The organism is Salaquimonas pukyongi (assembly GCF_001953055.1).
Classification (GTDB): Bacteria; Pseudomonadota; Alphaproteobacteria; order Rhizobiales; family Rhizobiaceae; genus Salaquimonas; species Salaquimonas pukyongi.
On sequence record NZ_CP019044.1, the window covers coordinates 1,312,153 to 1,328,177 of the forward strand.

A 16,025-nucleotide genomic window follows, 5' to 3' on the forward strand; every position below is an offset into this window, starting at 1 on the left:
CAGGCTTGTGTCAGCTATCGATTAGAATGGGCATACATCAAGCAGACGGTTTGCCATCTTTGAGGTATCGGGCTGCGGCGAAAGCTTTGCTAATTGCTCAATTCTCTCCATTGAGAACGTTTCATCGATTAAATGTGGCTCTACGGAGTCGAAGCATCCTGTTCCTTCATAATAGTCCACAAATTTGATGCTGTCCCCGTCCAGGGGATCGCCGTTAAATGTAACCCAAGCCGAGGGGCGGCCATATGCATGTGAAATAATCAACCCATGTAACGAGCTGGATACGGTCACATTGCAGTCCATTATCTGCTCAACAACTTCTTGAACAGGTTTGCGAACATCAATTATCTTTACTGATTTTTCTATCTGACTGTCGGCCAGAAACTTTTTGCGTACAGTATCCAAATGAACGTAATGCGGTATTATCCCAAGGCGGGTCGTCGCTATCCCGGTATCTGGGAATATTTTGGGCAGAATAATACCAGGGTCTCCATACACAGGGGGGCAGTCGTACCCAAGTTCAATACAGCGTGCGCGTGTCCGCGGGCCGCGAACAGCAAGAATTTCATGCGGCCGCGAAAATGTATCATTCTGATGTATGATACCTGACCCCCATACCGTCGCACAGTTATCAACGCGTATCTTCCGCATAATGCTGCCCGCGGTAAAAAACATCTTGCCAAAGCCAACATTGAATTTCTTGGGTCTAAAGTGGTATGGCTCGTTACCTGTCCGCCATTCATAAATCAGCGGCCCGATCCAATCACCAAAATTGCGGGGGTTATACCACGCCCAGTACATGTTTCGTGCGTTGCAAAGTCCCGCCTTTTGGGCAAGTCTCAACGGCCCAAGTTTGGCTGGCCGCTGCCAGATATCATCACTTCGTTTCACTTTGAGTTCTCAATATTGGGCAGTAAGCTACTTTATTTGGCGCAAGTCATATTTGGCAGAACTGCAAGCCCGATACTAGCCAAAATCACATTGCCGATCTCGAAAAACCCGAATTGCACTGGGGCGAGGTAATACTCGGCCAATGTAACGTTTCTCTGCCCATCGTAGCTGAATTTGCGTTAAAAAGCTGCATCTTAGCCTGTGGGTGTTGGGTCTCCTTATGTGCCATCGTGTGGTATAAAAGAAGCTCATCTTGTGAAATATGCCAGCCGCAGTTCGACAAGTCACGGGAGGCAATGTCAAAGCTGCGCCTCACGGAGAGTGTGCATACAGCTATTTCCAGGAAGTCGACTGAAAAATAAAAGAGAATAAAATGTTGAATAAAACAGAGTTTAGCGCTGAAAAGTTTTCAAATATATTATTACCAGTAGCGCTAGCAAGCGTTTTAGGCGATGAGAATATTACATTTATAGTTTTACTGTTGTCATATTTATGCAATGTTTATTACTTTAAAGAGAGGGATGGAGATGTTGAAAGGTATTTTTTGAAAGGTTTCTTTATTTTTATCGCAATAATATCTTTAATTGTACTGCTAAATGGATTCTTGATTGGGAGTGATTTTGAGAGCGTTTTTGTGGATAGGCATAGGCTATTTTTACTAATTTTATTTTTGCCGGTGATTGTGGATTTTTCCTATGTAACAATTATGAAATCTGAGTTGGATTATTATAAAGTATTTTATTTATATCATGTTTCTCTGTTTTTAATAATTTTCGCCAAGTTGGTGTATGTGCTTCTTACCAAGGAAGCACCCTTTAGGACTGGTCTCGAAGGGGTGCTTGGCCAGTCTAGTGGTTTTTTTGGCAGGAACCCAAGTTTCTACGATGATTACGCCGTTGCGGCAATTTGTGCATCAATATGGACAACGATGTTGGCGGTTTGGAACAGCAGCAATAGCAGATTGAACCCGCATTGGCTGATTGTAGTGATTATGATGCCAATCCTTTGGGGCATTATAATTTATGGAGAAAGCCGGGGCGGCTGGTTAGGTATCACGGCAGCTCTCGGCTTCTCGCTAGCGGTTCTTGTTTGTTTTCGCAAATACGCTGTGGCGCTTGCTGCGATCGTAATAGTTTTGCTTCTGTCGGCATCCCAATGGGATCGGATTGTTCCCGAGGCAACGAAAAGCTGGCCTACGGTAAAACGCCACATAACATCGCTTTTGCAAGAGCCGAATCAATCTCGACAAGCAAACCGGCCTGCAGCGCAAGTTGATAACTCAGCCAAGCCGGACGACGCGGCTGGAGAACCCGACAACACGCTTGATGGTGGGCCCGACTGTTCCGATGGCAAAGCGACAGCAGCCGATGTCACCTGGAAGGGGAGGGACGCTAATGTCGAGCTTCGCTTTGCCATTTATGATTTTGCTTTCAGGGCTTGGTTGGAGCGTCCTCTGCTCGGATATGGTGCCTACGACAAGCATCAACTGGTTAAACACATCCCGACCGACGACATGTGTGCTGTTCTTTATCTGGATCATGCGCACAACTTGTATCTGCATATTGCCGTTATTGGCGGTCTCGTGTTGTTGATTCCCGTACTTATAATTTTGGCCGCGCCGCTACTGCTCATGTTTCATGCAATGTGGTGCGGCAAACAGGGGGCAATACTCTATGCGCCGAGTGCTGCTTTTAGCGTTTTCATTATGGTCGAGAATCTTTTCAATCTGAACTTTGCAAATCTTCAGTATAGCGTATTTGCCTCATGGACGCTGATGACAACCGCCACCTACGTGCTGGTTCACAAGTCTCGATTGCAGGTATAAATCCTGTCCAAATGCCAAGCGTCCCGTGTTGCCGAAAAGTCTCAGAGGCCCCCCCTACTGCAGGGTGCCGAGCCCGTCGATTTCCTCGCCGTCATAGGCGATCAGCGCGATTTCGCCTTCAAGGGCCGCCTGATAGGCTGATGCGAAGGGTTCCTCGTCGGGCGCTTCCTCCAGATTGCCGATCTGGTGCAGATTGGCTTCCTCATAGCCCTGCTGGGCCAGTGCCTCCAGGCAGCTGCGCACCGCAGAATCATCGTCGGCCCCGCTCAGCAGCGCGTTGAAGGGCCGCATTTCGCTCTCTTCTGCCCGGCGCACTTCGCCCAGGATGATGAACACCATGACGTCGTCTTCTTCCTGGCCGGGTTGGGACATGCTCTTTTCCGGTTTGCGCGTATAGGGGCGCTTTGTGCACCCGTGTCCGCCGACCAAGCCTGAAAACAGCGCCCATTGCAAGGCGGCCAGGGAGATTTGCCGGGATTTGCCAGGTTTTGCGCGCCATGCAGCCGATATTCCGCTGCGCCATGGCAATCCTGCAGTCCAAATTGCTGTTTTGACTCGTTTTTTTGCTTGCCTGCCCGCGATCAGGGTTGACGGGCAGAATCGAAGCATTTATAGGCAGCGCCAGCACAAGCCGATGTGATCCGGGACCGTTCCGGAGCGACTCGCTCCAGAACCGTCTGGTTTGTTTCCAGACACCGTATCAAACAAGGCTTGCAAAAACGAAACTGATTTCAGGCTGCACGAACGGGAAACCGTTCCTCTGCGTGTTTGAGGCTTCCGCTCTGGGATTTCCGGGTGAAATTCACCGGTCACGAGCGGCGAGCCTTTTTGCATGTTGTGCGGCCCGCGGCGCCGGAAGACGCCATGTCGAGATTGCCCGCAAGGGTTATGATAAACCGTAACAAGGTCAGGTTTTGAATGCCAACGGTTAACCAGCTTGTACGCAACCCGCGCAAGAAAGTCGTAAAGCGGAACAAGGTTCCGGCCATGGAGCAGTGCCCGCAGAAACGCGGCGTGTGCACGCGCGTCTATACCACGACGCCGAAAAAGCCGAACTCGGCGCTCCGCAAGGTTGCCAAGATTCGTCTTACCAACGGGTTTGAAGTGATCGGTTATATTCCGGGCGAGGGGCATAACCTTCAAGAGCACTCGGTGGTGATGATCCGTGGCGGCCGCGTCAAGGACCTTCCCGGTGTGCGCTATCACATTATTCGCGGCGTTCTGGACACCCAGGGCGTGAAAAACCGCAAGCAGCGCCGTTCCAAATACGGCGCCAAACGTCCGAAGTAACCGAAACGTAGTGGAGGTTACCCCGGGCAGCGCAAGGCGCGACGGACCCGGGGTCCATGAGAGAGATACCAAATGTCCCGTCGTCACCGCGCAGAGAAAAGAGAGATCAACCCGGATCCCAAATACGGCGATCTCGTTCTGACGAAATTCATGAACGCCATCATGCTTGACGGCAAGAAGTCGGTCGCCGAGCGCATCGTCTATGGCGCCCTCGACCAGGTCGAGGAAAAGGCCCGGCAGAACCCTGTCGAAGCGTTTCACGCAGCGCTTGAAAATGTTTCGCCCCACGTGGAAGTGCGTTCGCGCCGTGTGGGTGGTGCAACCTATCAGGTGCCGGTTGAAGTGCGCCCCGAGCGCCGCCAGGCACTGGCCATCCGCTGGCTGATCGCCGCTGCCCGCAAGCGCAACGAAACCACCATGGTCGAACGCCTTTCCGGTGAGCTCATGGACGCCTCCAACAACCGGGGCGCAGCGGTCAAGAAGCGTGAAGACACCCACAAGATGGCGGACGCCAACAAGGCATTCGCCCATTATCGCTGGTAACGGATTTGAATTGATCGCCGGCCCCGGGCCGGCAAGCAAGAGGTAGACGGCAATGGCCCGCGAATACAAAATTGAGGATTACCGCAATTTCGGCATCATGGCCCACATCGATGCCGGAAAGACGACGACGACCGAGCGTATCCTGTTCTACACCGGCAAGTCCCACAAGATCGGCGAAGTTCATGATGGTGCTGCCACCATGGACTGGATGGAGCAGGAGCAGGAGCGCGGCATTACCATTACCTCTGCTGCCACCACGACCTTCTGGGAAGGCCGCGACGGCAAGAAGCGCCGCTTCAACATCATCGACACCCCCGGCCACGTCGATTTCACCATTGAGGTGGAGCGTTCGCTTCGCGTGCTCGATGGTGCGATTGCCCTTCTGGATGCCAATGCCGGCGTTGAGCCGCAGACCGAGACCGTCTGGCGCCAGGCCGACAAGTACAAAGTCCCGCGGATGATTTTCTGCAACAAGATGGACAAGATCGGCGCCGACTTCTACCGCTCGGTGGAGATGGTGGGCAGCCGCCTCGGCGCCAAGGCGCTGGTCATGCAGCTTCCCATCGGCGCGGAAAACGAATTTGCCGGCGTTGTCGATCTGATCGAGATGAATGCGCTGGTATGGAAGTCTGAAAATCTCGGCGCTGAATGGGATGTTGTGGACATTCCGGCCGACCTCAAGGAAAAGGCCGAGGAATACCGCGAAAAGCTGATCGAGACGGCCGTTGAGGTCGATGACGAGGCCATGGAAGCCTATCTTGAAGGCAACATGCCCGACAACGACACCCTGCGCCGCCTGATCCGCAAGGGCACCATCGCCGTTGAATTCTTCCCGATGTATTGCGGCTCAGCCTTCAAGAACAAGGGCGTTCAGCCGCTGCTCGACGGTGTTGTCGACTTCCTCCCGTCGCCGATTGAAGTTCCCGCGATCAAGGGGGTCGATCCCAAGACCGAAGAGGAAATCAGCCGCAAGTCCTCCGATGACGAGCCGCTTTCCCTGCTTGCCTTTAAAATCATGAACGACCCGTTTGTGGGTTCCCTGACCTTTGCCCGCATCTATTCGGGCGTTCTGGAAAAGGGCAGCTCGCTGCAGAACACCGTCAAGGAAAAGCGCGAGCGCATCGGCCGCATGCTGCAGATGCACTCCAACTCCCGCGAGGACATTGACGTTGCCTATGCCGGCGACATCGTTGCGCTCGCCGGCCTGAAGGATACGACCACGGGCGACACGCTCTGCGATCCGCTCAAGCCGGTCATTCTCGAGCGCATGGAATTCCCCGATCCGGTGATCCAGATTGCCATCGAGCCGAAAACCAAGGGCGACCAGGAGAAAATGGGCATCGCGCTCAACCGCCTGGCAGCAGAAGACCCGTCTTTCCGCGTCAAGTCCGACGAGGAATCCGGTCAGACCATTATCGCCGGAATGGGCGAGCTTCACCTCGACATTCTGGTTGACCGCATGAAGCGCGAGTTCAAGGTCGAGGCCAATATCGGTGCGCCTCAGGTGGCCTATCGCGAAACCATCACCCAGGCCCACGAAGTCGATTACACCCACAAGAAACAGTCGGGTGGTTCGGGCCAGTTTGCCCGCGTCAAGATCTTGTTCGAGCCGAACCCCGACGGCGAGGATTTCGCATTCGAATCCAAGATTGTTGGCGGCAACGTTCCCAGGGAATACGTTCCCGGCGTCGAAAAGGGCATCCAGTCCGTGCTCAATTCGGGCCCGCTGGCCGGCTTCCCGATGCTCGGCGTCAAGGCAACCCTGCTGGACGGCGCCTATCACGACGTCGACTCCTCGGTTCTGGCCTTCGAGATCGCCTCGCGCGCTGCATTCCGCGAGGCTGCTCCCCGCGCTGGCGCCCAGCTGCTTGAGCCGATCATGAAGGTCGAGGTGGTAACGCCCGAAGAGTATGTCGGTGATGTGATTGGCGACCTCAATTCCCGCCGTGGCCAGATCCAGGGTCAGGAAATGCGCGGCATTGCCGTGGTGATCAACGCCCATGTGCCGCTCGCCAACATGTTCAAATATGTCGACAACCTGCGTTCGATGTCACAGGGCCGTGCCCAGTACACCATGCAGTTTGACCACTATGCGCCGGTGCCTGCTGCGGTTTCCAAGGAAATCCAGGAAAAATACACTGGCTAACGAAATTAACCTATTGAGTTCAATTGCTTGAGATGAGTTTCTCATCCGCTGAAATGGAGAAGTCCCATGGCAAAAGAGAAGTTTGAGCGTTCGAAGCCGCATGCGAACATCGGCACGATTGGTCACGTTGACCACGGCAAGACGACGCTGACGGCTGCGATTACGAAGTATTTCGGCGAGTTCAAGGCGTATGACCAGATTGACGGTGCGCCTGAGGAGAAGGCGCGCGGGATCACGATTTCGACGGCCCATGTGGAATATGAGACGGAAAACCGCCACTACGCCCATGTGGACTGCCCTGGCCATGCCGACTATGTGAAGAACATGATCACGGGTGCAGCGCAGATGGACGGCGCGATCCTGGTTTGCTCTGCCGCCGACGGCCCGATGCCCCAGACCCGCGAGCACATTCTTCTTGCGCGCCAGGTTGGCGTTCCGGCGATTGTGGTGTTCTTGAACAAGGTCGACCAGGTGGATGACGAGGAGCTTCTGGAGCTTGTCGACATGGAGGTTCGCGAGCTTCTGTCTTCCTACGAGTTCCCGGGCGACGACATTCCGATCATCAAGGGTTCTGCGCTTGCTGCCCTTGAGGGCCGCGATCCTGAGATTGGCGAGAATGCCATCCGCGAGCTGATGGCGAAGGTGGACGAATACATCCCGACCCCCGACCGTCCGGTGGATCAGCCCTTCCTGCTGCCGATCGAGGACGTGTTCTCGATTTCGGGCCGCGGTACGGTTGTGACGGGCCGCATTGAGCGCGGGGTGGTCAATGTGGGTGACGAGATCGAGATTGTCGGCATCCGCGACACCAAGAAGACGACCTGCACGGGCGTTGAGATGTTCCGCAAGCTCTTGGACCGCGGCGAAGCGGGCGACAATGTCGGGGTTCTGCTGCGCGGCATCGAGCGTGACGGGGTTGAGCGCGGTCAGGTGCTGTGCAAGCCCGGTTCGGTCAAGCCGCACACCAAGTTCAAGGCCGAGGCCTACATTCTGACGAAAGAGGAAGGCGGGCGCCACACGCCGTTCTTCACCAACTACCGTCCGCAGTTCTACTTCCGCACGACGGATGTGACGGGTGTTGTGCAGCTTCCCGCAGGCACCGAGATGGTGATGCCGGGCGACAACATCACCATGGATGTTGAACTGATCGTGCCGATCGCCATGGAAGAGCGCCTGCGCTTTGCCATCCGCGAAGGCGGAAGAACCGTCGGCGCCGGCATCGTCGCAGAAATCGTCGAGTGAGGAAAAAACCGGCGGGGCAGGTGACCTGTCCCGCCAGGAAAAACGGCACTGTGAACATCGATTTGCAGGCTGGTATCCAGGTTTGAGAAAGCAAGAACATGACTGGGCAAAACATTCGCATCCGCCTGAAGGCGTTTGACCATCGCATCCTCGATGCTTCGACCAAGGAGATTGTCTCCACGGCCAAGCGCACCGGTGCCCAGGTTCGCGGTCCCGTACCGCTGCCGACCCGGATCGAGAAGTTTACGGTCAACCGCTCGCCGCATATCGACAAGAAAAGCCGTGAGCAGTTCGAAATGCGCACCCACAAGCGGATGCTCGACATTGTCGACCCGACGCCGCAGACCGTGGATGCCCTGATGAAACTGGACCTTTCCGCCGGCGTTGACGTCGAGATCAAGCTGTAGGCGAAGAGATAAACGGGAGTAGGGGCTTTTGCTCCGCAACTCTGTGAAGGAATGAACCGATGCGTTCTGGTGTAATTGCACAGAAACTGGGAATGACGCGCATCTATACCGATGCGGGAGAGCAGGTGCCGGTCACTGTTCTCAAACTGGACAAGCTCCAGGTTGTCGCCCAGCGTACCGAGGACAAGCATGGCTACACCGCCGTGCAGCTTGGCGCCGGCCTTGCCAAGGTCAAGAACACGACCAAGCCGATGCGCGGCCATTTCGCCACAGCGAAGGTCGAGCCCAAGCGCCGTGTGGCCGAGTTCCGCGTATCTCCGGAAAACCTGCTGGATGTGGGCACCGAGATCATCGCCGGCCATTATCTGCCGGGCCAGTATGTGGATGTCAGCGGCGACACGATCGGCAAGGGCTTTGCCGGTGTCATGAAACGCCACAATTTCGGCGGCGGCCGGGCAACCCACGGCAACTCGATTTCGCACCGCTCGCACGGCTCCACCGGCCAGTGTCAGGATCCGGGCAAGGTGTTCAAGGGCAAGAAGATGGCCGGCCACATGGGCAACAGCCGCGTGACCACCCAGAACCTGCGCGTTTACGATGTCGACAACGATCGCGGCCTTATCCTGGTTCGCGGTGCGGTTCCCGGCCCCAAGGGCGCCTGGGTTCTGGTCAAGGATGCGGTCAAGAAACCGCTTCCTGAAGACGTGATTCTGCCGGCTGCAACCCGCAAGGACATTGCTGCCGCAGAAGAAGCTGCCAAGGCTGCCGAAGAAGCGATGGTGGCAGAAGAAGCCGAAGCACAGGCAGCAGCAGCTGCCGAGCGTGAGGCCGCCCGTGCTGCAGCTGCTGCCGATGCCGAGAAGGAAGCTGCTTCGGACGCGGATGCAAAATCTGACGCCAAACCGGATGGTAGTGCAGGCGAGGGAGACAATTCGTGATGGACATGAACGTAACCACCCTTGACGGCAAGGCTTCGGGCAAGATTGCCCTTTCCGATGCCGTGTTCGGCCTGGAGCCGCGCACCGACATCCTGCAGCGCATGGTGCGCTATCAGCTCGCCAAGCGGCGTGCCGGTACCCATGACGTGAAAAACCGCAGTGAAATCTCGCGCACCGGCGCCAAGATGTACAAGCAGAAGGGCACCGGCCGGGCTCGTCACTCCACGGCAAAGGCTCCGCAGTTCCGCGGTGGCGGCCGTGCCTTTGGCCCGACCCCGCGCGATCACGGTTTCGATCTGCCGAAAAAGGTTCGCGCCCTGGCACTGAAACATGCCTTGTCGGCCAAGCGCGCTTCCGACCAGCTGATCGTCATGGACGATCTGGCCCTGAAGGAAGCCAAGACATCGTCAATGCGCGGCAAGCTGAAGAAACTCGGCCTTGAAAATGCACTGTTCATCGCTGGCGCCGAAGTCGACAGCAATTTTGCGATGGCTGCCCGCAACATTCCCAACACGGATGTTCTGCCGGTTCAGGGCATCAACGTGTACGACATTCTGCGCCGGGAGAAACTGGTTCTCTCCAAGGCCGCCGTCGAAGCCCTGGAGGCACGGTTCAAATGAGCAACATCCATCATTACGACGTGATCGTTTCACCGGTCATTACGGAAAAATCGACGATGGCCTCTGAATCGAACCAGGTGGTCTTCAACGTTGCTCCCGACGCCACCAAGCCGGAAATCAAGGCGGCTGTAGAAAGCCTGTTTTCCGTCAAGGTTGCTTCGGTCAACACACTGGTCCGCAAGGGCAAGGTTAAGCGCTTTCGCGGCATCAAGGGCCGTCAAAGCAACGTCAAGAAGGCTGTCGTCACCCTGGCCGAAGGCCAGTCGATCGACGTGACCACCGGTCTTTAAGGCAATAGCAGGCAAGGGTTTAAAACCATGGCACTCAAGAAGTTCAATCCAATCACGCCTGGCACACGCCAGCTGGTGATTGTCGATCGTTCGGAGTTGTGGAAGGGCAAGCCGGTCAAGACCTTGACCGAAGGCCTTTCAGCTTCCGGCGGCCGCAACAACTATGGCCGGGTGACCTCGCATCATCGCGGCGGCGGCCACAAGCGCAGCTACCGCAAGATCGATTTCAAGCGCCGCAAGTGGGATGTGGAAGCAACCGTCGAGCGCCTCGAATACGATCCCAACCGCACCGCCTTCATCGCGCTGATCAAGTATGACGATGGCGAATTGAGCTATATCCTGGCACCCCAGCGCATTGCCGCCGGCGACAAGGTGGTGGCTTCGGCTTCCGCTGACGTCAAGCCCGGCAACGCCATGCCGCTGAAAGCCATTCCGGTCGGTTCCATCATTCATGCCATCGAGCTGAAGCCGGAAAAAGGCGCCCAGGTTGCCCGCTCCGCAGGCGCATACGCCCAGCTCGTCGGCCGCGACGGTGCCTATTCGATCATCCGTCTTAATTCCGGCGAGCAGCGCCTGGTGCACAGCAATTGCATGGCCACCATCGGCGCGGTTTCCAATCCGGACAACTCCAACACCAACAAGGGCAAGGCAGGCCGCAACCGCTGGCTCGGCCGCCGTCCCAATGTCCGCGGCGTTGCCATGAACCCGGTCGATCACCCCCATGGCGGTGGTGAAGGCCGCACGTCGGGTGGCCGTCATCCGGTTACGCCGTGGGGCAAGCCAACCAAGGGCAAGAAAACCCGGACGAACAAAACGTCCAGCAAGTTCATCATGCGCTCGCGCCATCAGCGCAAGAAGTAAGAGGTCGATAAAGTGACACGTTCAGTCTGGAAAGGCCCGTTTGTGGACGGCTATCTGCTCAAGAAAGCAGACAAGGTCCGTGAAGGCGGCCGCAATGAAGTCATCAAGACCTGGAGCCGCCGCTCCACCATTCTGCCGCAGTTCGTGGGGCTGACCTTTGGCGTCTACAACGGCCAAAAGCACATCCCCGTCAATGTGAGCGAAGACATGGTCGGTCACAAGCTGGGCGAATTCTCCCCGTCGCGGACCTATTACGGTCACGGCGCGGACAAGAAAGCTAAGAGGAAGTAACCATGGGCAAGCCGAAGCGCGAACGGGCGCTGAAAGACAACGAGGCCCGGGCTGTCGCCCGCACCATCCGCGTCAGCCCGCAGAAACTCAATCTGGTTGCGGCCATGATCCGCGGCAAGAAGGTCGAAGCGGCACTCGCCGACCTGACCTTCTCGCGCAAGCGTATCGCGGAGACGGTCAAGAAGACCCTGCAGTCCGCAATCGCCAATGCCGAGAACAACCATGACCTCGACGTCGACAATCTGGTTGTCGCCGAGGCCTATGTCGGCAAGTCGATCGTGCTGAAGCGTTTTCACGTGCGTGGCCGCGGCCGTGCCAGCCGCATCCTTCGCCCGTTCTCAAACCTGACCATCGTGGTCCGCGAAGTAGAAGAAGAGGAGGCCGCATAATGGGTCAGAAGACGAACCCCGTTGGCCTGCGCCTCGGCATCAACCGTACCTGGGATTCCCGCTGGTATGCTGAATCCGCCGAATACGGCAAGCTGCTGCATGAAGACCTGAAGATCCGCAAGTTCCTGGAAAAGGAACTGCAGGCTGCTTCGGTCTCCAAGATTGTCATCGAGCGCCCGCACAAGAAGTGCCGCGTGACAATCCATGCTGCCCGCCCCGGCATCATCATCGGCAAAAAGGGTGCCGATATCGAGAAACTGCGCAAGCGGGTCGGTGAACTCACCGATTCGGAGGTGCACATCAACATCCTGGAAGTGCGCAAGCCGGAAATCGATGCGACCATCATCGCCCAGTCGATCGCCCAGCAGCTTGAGCGGCGCATCGCCTTCCGCCGTGCCATGAAGCGCGCCGTGCAGTCTGCCATGCGCCTTGGCGCCCAAGGCATCCGCATCAACTGTTCGGGCCGTCTTGGCGGCGCCGAGATCGCCCGTATGGAATGGTATCGCGAGGGGCGCGTGCCACTGCACACCCTGCGCGCCGACATCGATTACGGCACTGCCGAAGCATCGACCGCCTACGGTATCTGCGGCGTCAAGGTCTGGGTCTTCAAGGGGGAAATCCTCGAGCATGACCCGATGGCCTCCGAGCGCCGCGCCACCGAGGGCGCAGAACAGGGCGGCAACCGCCGCCAGAACGCATAACCGGAGCGGCAAGGCAACCGAACGCCACAACCGACTGGATTGGGAATAAGACGAGATGTTACAGCCAAAGCGCACCAAATTCCGCAAGCAGCACAAGGGCCGGCTGCACGGGAACGCCAAGGGCGGCACCGATCTGAACTTCGGCGCCTACGGCCTGAAGGCCCAGGAACCCGAGCGCGTTACCGCCCGCCAGATCGAGGCTGCCCGCCGTGCGATCACCCGTCACATGAAGCGTGCCGGGCGTGTGTGGATCCGCATTTTCCCGGACCTTCCGGTAACCTCCAAACCTACCGAAGTCCGCATGGGCAAGGGCAAGGATCGGTCGATTACTGGGCGGCCCGCGTCAAGCCGGGAAGAATCATGTTCGAGATCGATGGCGTGCCGGAGGATGTGGCACGCGAAGCTCTGCGCCTTGGCGCAATGAAGCTTCCGATCAAGACCCGCTTCATTCAGCGCATTGCTGACTGAGCGGCTCAGTTAGACAGAAGGAAGTAAAGCCATGAAGGCCAGCGACGTTCGTGTGATGACGGAGGACCAGCTCAAGGATGAGCTCCTCAAGCTGAAGAAAGAGCAGTTCAACCTGCGCTTCCAGCAGGCGACCGGCCAGCTGGACAACACCGTTCGCCAGCGCCAGGTGCGCCGCGACATCGCCCGTATTCAAACCATCGCCCGCGAAAAACGGGCCGAAGCACAAAAAGCGTAAGGAAGCCGGATATGCCAAAGCGCGTATTGCAGGGCACTGTGGTCAGTGACAAGAACGAGAAGACGGTCGTGGTCAAGGTAGAGCGCCGCTTTACCCACCCGCTGTTCAAAAAGACCGTCCGCCGCTCCAAGAACTACAAGGCCCATGACGAAGCCAATTCCCACAAGGTTGGCGACACGGTGTTCATCGAGGAGTGCGCACCGGTTTCGAAAGACAAGCGCTGGACCATCGTCCAGTCGCAAAGCTGAATGCGGCCGGGAAACCGGCCTGGTAGAAATGCGCGGCGGTTTTCCGCCACATCTGACAGAAGGTAGCCAGTCATGATTCAGATGCAAACAAACCTCGACATCGCCGATAACTCCGGCGCCCGTCGTGTTATGTGCATCAAGGTCCTGGGCGGTTCCAAACGGAAATACGCCTCGGTTGGTGACATCATCGTGGTATCCGTCAAGGAAGCCATCCCGCGTGGCCGTGTAAAGAAGGGCGACGTCATGAAGGCCGTCGTTGTTCGCACGGCCAAGGACATCCGCCGCGCCGACGGCAGCGTCATCCGTTTCGACGGTAACGCCGCCGTGCTCGTCGATAACAAAAAAGAGCCAGTGGGCACCCGTATCTTCGGACCGGTTCCGCGCGAATTGCGCGCCAAGAACCACATGAAGATCATCTCCCTGGCCCCAGAAGTACTCTAAGGAGCGTTCCCATGCAGAAGATCCGCAAAGGTGACCAGGTGGTCGTCCTTGCCGGCAAGGACAAGGGCCGCACCGGCGAAGTAGTGCAGATGATGCCGAAAGAGGGCAGGGCGCTTGTACGGGGTGTGAACATGGTTCGCCGCCACCAGCGCCAGACTGCTTCCGCCGAGGCCGGCATTGTGACCAAGGAAGCGCCGATCCAGGTATCCAACCTGGCGCTTGCCGATCCCAAGGACGGCAAGGCGACCCGTGTCGGCTTCAAGACAACGGACGATGGCCGCAAGGTTCGCGTCGCCAAGCGTTCGGGAGAAGTGATCGATGGCTGACACCCAATACACCCCGCGCATGCGCAAGCTTTATGACGACGTGGTTCGTCAGAAGATTCTCGAGCAGTTCGGCTACGCCAATCCCATGGAAGTGCCGCGTATCGAGAAAGTCGTGCTCAACATGGGTATCGGCGAATCGACCGCCGATTCCAAGAAAGCCCAGAAAGCGGCAGACGACCTCTCGCTGATCGCCGGCCAGAAGGCCGTCGTGACCCGCGCCCGCAAGTCGATCGCCGGCTTCAAGGTGCGTGAAGCAATGCCCCTTGGCGCCAAGGTCACCTTGCGCAAGGCACACATGTACGAATTCCTTGATCGTATGATCAACATCGCGCTGCCCCGCGTGCGCGACTTCCGCGGCCTGAACCCGAAAAGTTTCGACGGCCGCGGCAACTTCGCAATGGGCATCAAGGAGCACATCGTGTTTCCGGAAATCGACTACGACAAGGTAGACGAAATCTGGGGCATGGACGTCATCGTTTGTACGACGGCGAAAACGGATGATGAAGCCCGCGCCCTGCTGCGCGAGTTCAACTTCCCGTTCCGTCAGTAACGGCAAGCGAAAGGAAGGAACAACATGGCTAAGGTTAGCGCCGTAGAAAAGAACAAGCGCCGCCGCAGGACTGTGGCAAACCACGCTGAAAAGCGTGCTGCGCTGAAGAAGATTATCATGGACAAGTCAACGCCGATGGAAGAACGCTTCCGCGCGCAGTTGAAGCTTGCCCAGATGCCGCGTGACGGCTCCAAGACCCGCATCCGCAACCGCTGCGAAGTCTCCGGCCGGCCGCGCGCATACTACCGCAAACTGAAAATGTCGCGCATCGCGCTTCGCGAACTGGGCAATGTCGGCAAGGTGCCCGGCATCGTCAAGTCGAGCTGGTAAGGAGGCAAGCACATGTCCATGACCGATCCTCTCGGCGATATGCTGACCCGCATCCGCAACGGCCTGATGCGCGGAAAGAACAAGATCAGCACGCCGAACTCCAAGCTGCGTGCCCGCGTGCTTGATGTGCTGCAGTCCGAAGGCTATATCCGCGGCTACAGCCAGACCGATTTCGACAACGGCAAGTCCGAACTCGAGATCGAACTGAAGTATTTTGAAGGCGCGCCTGTGATCCGCGAGATCGCCCGCGTCTCCAAGCCTGGCCGCCGCGTCTACGCGTCGGTAAAGAACATCCCCAGCGTCGCCAATGGTCTTGGCATCGCGATCCTGTCGACGCCGAAAGGTGTGATGGCCGATCACGAGGCCCGCGAACAGAATGTCGGCGGTGAAGTGCTCTGCCAGATCTTCTGATCGGGCAGGCGAACCCAGTTAACGCAACCGGACAGGTGAACAAATGTCTCGGATAGGAAAAAGACCGGTAGCAGTTCCCGACGGCGTGACCGCTTCCGTCGACGGGCAGACCGTGACTGCAAAAGGGCCCAAGGGCGAACTGAATTTTGTCGTCAACGAGGAAGTTATCGTCAAGATGGACGATGATGGAATCAAGGTCGACCCGCGGGACCAGTCGAAAGACGCGCGCTCCAAATGGGGCATGTCACGCACCCAGATCGAAAACATCATGACCGGTGTTTCCGAAGGGTTCAGCAAGTCGCTGGAAATCAACGGCGTGGGCTATCGTGCGGCCATGCAGGGCAAGAACCTGCAGCTCTCGCTCGGTTTTTCCCATGAAGTGATCTACGAAGTGCCCGAGGGCATCACCGTTGCCACCCCCAAGCCGACGGAAATCACGGTCACCGGCATCGACAAGCAGAAAGTCGGCCAGGTGGCGGCGGAAATCCGCAAATATCGCGGCCCTGAGCCTTACAAGGGCAAGGGCGTCAAATACGCCGACGAAACGATCTTCCGCAAGGAAGGCAAGAAGAAGTAAGCGAG

General features: G+C 57.3%; 22 protein-coding genes and 2 pseudogenes. 22 read left to right on the plus strand and 2 right to left on the minus strand.

The features are described from left to right. Positions 1-21 precede the first annotated feature (21 nt). Positions 22-891: a polysaccharide pyruvyl transferase family protein gene (locus BVL55_RS06295; protein ID WP_156892448.1), complete on the minus strand. Its 870-nt coding sequence runs from the start codon at positions 889-891 to the stop codon at positions 22-24. 373 nt (positions 892-1,264) lie between these two features. On the opposite strand from BVL55_RS06295, the gene BVL55_RS06300 reads away from it, so the two are divergent. After that, positions 1,265-2,716, plus strand: a complete 1,452-nt coding sequence (locus BVL55_RS06300; protein ID WP_075996180.1) for an O-antigen ligase family protein — start codon at positions 1,265-1,267, stop codon at positions 2,714-2,716. A 54-nt stretch (positions 2,717-2,770) separates the two neighbouring features. Here the strand turns inward: BVL55_RS06300 and BVL55_RS06305 are convergent, their stop codons facing one another. Next, a complete protein-coding gene (locus tag BVL55_RS06305; protein ID WP_075997962.1) occupies positions 2,771-3,088 on the minus strand; it encodes a hypothetical protein in 318 nt (105 codons plus the stop codon). A 546-nt stretch (positions 3,089-3,634) separates the two neighbouring features. Here BVL55_RS06305 and rpsL point away from each other — a divergent pair. The 21 genes and pseudogenes from rpsL to rplF all read left to right on the plus strand — a co-directional run bounded on the left by rpsL (position 3,635) and on the right by rplF (position 16,020). Further along, complete coding sequence (gene rpsL / locus BVL55_RS06310) at positions 3,635-4,006, plus strand: 30S ribosomal protein S12 (RefSeq protein ID WP_075996181.1); 372 nt, start codon at positions 3,635-3,637, stop codon at positions 4,004-4,006. A 72-nt stretch (positions 4,007-4,078) separates the two neighbouring features. Next, positions 4,079-4,549, plus strand: a complete 471-nt coding sequence (gene rpsG, locus BVL55_RS06315) for a 30S ribosomal protein S7 (protein ID WP_075996182.1) — start codon at positions 4,079-4,081, stop codon at positions 4,547-4,549. Between the two features lie 52 nt (positions 4,550-4,601). Then, a complete protein-coding gene (fusA, locus tag BVL55_RS06320) occupies positions 4,602-6,695 on the plus strand; it encodes an elongation factor G (RefSeq protein ID WP_075996183.1) in 2,094 nt (697 codons plus the stop codon). Between the two features lie 66 nt (positions 6,696-6,761). Then, complete coding sequence (gene tuf, locus BVL55_RS06325; RefSeq protein ID WP_075996184.1) at positions 6,762-7,937, plus strand: elongation factor Tu; 1,176 nt, start codon at positions 6,762-6,764, stop codon at positions 7,935-7,937. A 98-nt stretch (positions 7,938-8,035) separates the two neighbouring features. Next, a complete protein-coding gene (rpsJ, locus tag BVL55_RS06330) occupies positions 8,036-8,344 on the plus strand; it encodes a 30S ribosomal protein S10 (RefSeq protein ID WP_075996185.1) in 309 nt (102 codons plus the stop codon). A gap of 59 nt (positions 8,345-8,403) precedes the next feature. Continuing rightward, positions 8,404-9,043, plus strand: a pseudogene (gene rplC / locus BVL55_RS06335) (50S ribosomal protein L3); the annotation flags it as partial. A 238-nt stretch (positions 9,044-9,281) separates the two neighbouring features. Beyond that, positions 9,282-9,902, plus strand: coding sequence for a 50S ribosomal protein L4 (gene rplD, locus BVL55_RS06340; RefSeq protein WP_075996187.1), 621 nt, complete (start codon positions 9,282-9,284; stop codon positions 9,900-9,902). Then, positions 9,899-10,192 (plus strand): 50S ribosomal protein L23, encoded by a 294-nt coding sequence (locus BVL55_RS06345; protein ID WP_075996188.1) that lies wholly within the window; start codon positions 9,899-9,901, stop codon positions 10,190-10,192. The genes rplD and BVL55_RS06345 overlap by 4 nt, the downstream gene beginning before the upstream one ends. Positions 10,193-10,219: 27 nt before the next feature. Then, positions 10,220-11,053 carry a 50S ribosomal protein L2 gene (rplB, locus tag BVL55_RS06350; protein ID WP_075996189.1) on the plus strand — a complete coding sequence of 278 codons (834 nt, stop codon included), beginning with the start codon at positions 10,220-10,222 and terminating at the stop codon, positions 11,051-11,053. 12 nt (positions 11,054-11,065) lie between these two features. Beyond that, positions 11,066-11,344, plus strand: coding sequence for a 30S ribosomal protein S19 (rpsS, locus tag BVL55_RS06355; RefSeq protein ID WP_075996190.1), 279 nt, complete (start codon positions 11,066-11,068; stop codon positions 11,342-11,344). Positions 11,345-11,346: 2 nt separating this feature from the next. Next, complete coding sequence (gene rplV, locus BVL55_RS06360; protein ID WP_075996191.1) at positions 11,347-11,733, plus strand: 50S ribosomal protein L22; 387 nt, start codon at positions 11,347-11,349, stop codon at positions 11,731-11,733. Beyond that, positions 11,733-12,434: a 30S ribosomal protein S3 gene (gene rpsC / locus BVL55_RS06365; protein ID WP_075996192.1), complete on the plus strand. Its 702-nt coding sequence runs from the start codon at positions 11,733-11,735 to the stop codon at positions 12,432-12,434. Before rplV ends, rpsC begins: the two co-directional genes overlap by 1 nt. Before the next feature lie 55 nt (positions 12,435-12,489). Further along, positions 12,490-12,902, plus strand: a pseudogene (gene rplP / locus BVL55_RS06370) (50S ribosomal protein L16). A 31-nt stretch (positions 12,903-12,933) separates the two neighbouring features. After that, complete coding sequence (gene rpmC / locus BVL55_RS06375) at positions 12,934-13,137, plus strand: 50S ribosomal protein L29 (RefSeq protein ID WP_075996193.1); 204 nt, start codon at positions 12,934-12,936, stop codon at positions 13,135-13,137. 11 nt (positions 13,138-13,148) lie between these two features. Beyond that, on the plus strand, positions 13,149-13,385 hold the full coding sequence (gene rpsQ, locus BVL55_RS06380) for a 30S ribosomal protein S17 (protein ID WP_075996194.1): 237 nt from the start codon (positions 13,149-13,151) through the stop codon (positions 13,383-13,385). Between the two features lie 72 nt (positions 13,386-13,457). After that, a complete protein-coding gene (rplN, locus tag BVL55_RS06385; protein ID WP_075996195.1) occupies positions 13,458-13,826 on the plus strand; it encodes a 50S ribosomal protein L14 in 369 nt (122 codons plus the stop codon). Between the two features lie 11 nt (positions 13,827-13,837). After that, on the plus strand, positions 13,838-14,152 hold the full coding sequence (gene rplX, locus BVL55_RS06390) for a 50S ribosomal protein L24 (RefSeq protein ID WP_075996196.1): 315 nt from the start codon (positions 13,838-13,840) through the stop codon (positions 14,150-14,152). Beyond that, entirely contained in the window at positions 14,145-14,702 is a 558-nt protein-coding gene (gene rplE, locus BVL55_RS06395) for a 50S ribosomal protein L5 (protein WP_075996197.1), read from the plus strand. The genes rplX and rplE overlap by 8 nt, the downstream gene beginning before the upstream one ends. Positions 14,703-14,726: 24 nt before the next feature. Next, positions 14,727-15,032 (plus strand): 30S ribosomal protein S14, encoded by a 306-nt coding sequence (gene rpsN, locus BVL55_RS06400; RefSeq protein ID WP_075996198.1) that lies wholly within the window; start codon positions 14,727-14,729, stop codon positions 15,030-15,032. A 12-nt stretch (positions 15,033-15,044) separates the two neighbouring features. Further along, positions 15,045-15,443, plus strand: a complete 399-nt coding sequence (gene rpsH, locus BVL55_RS06405) for a 30S ribosomal protein S8 (RefSeq protein ID WP_075996199.1) — start codon at positions 15,045-15,047, stop codon at positions 15,441-15,443. 43 nt (positions 15,444-15,486) lie between these two features. Next, the gene (rplF, locus tag BVL55_RS06410; RefSeq protein ID WP_075996200.1) at positions 15,487-16,020 is read left to right on the plus strand and encodes a 50S ribosomal protein L6; all 534 of its coding nucleotides are present in this window, start codon (positions 15,487-15,489) and stop codon (positions 16,018-16,020) included. The last annotated feature ends 5 nt before the right edge of the window (positions 16,021-16,025 follow it).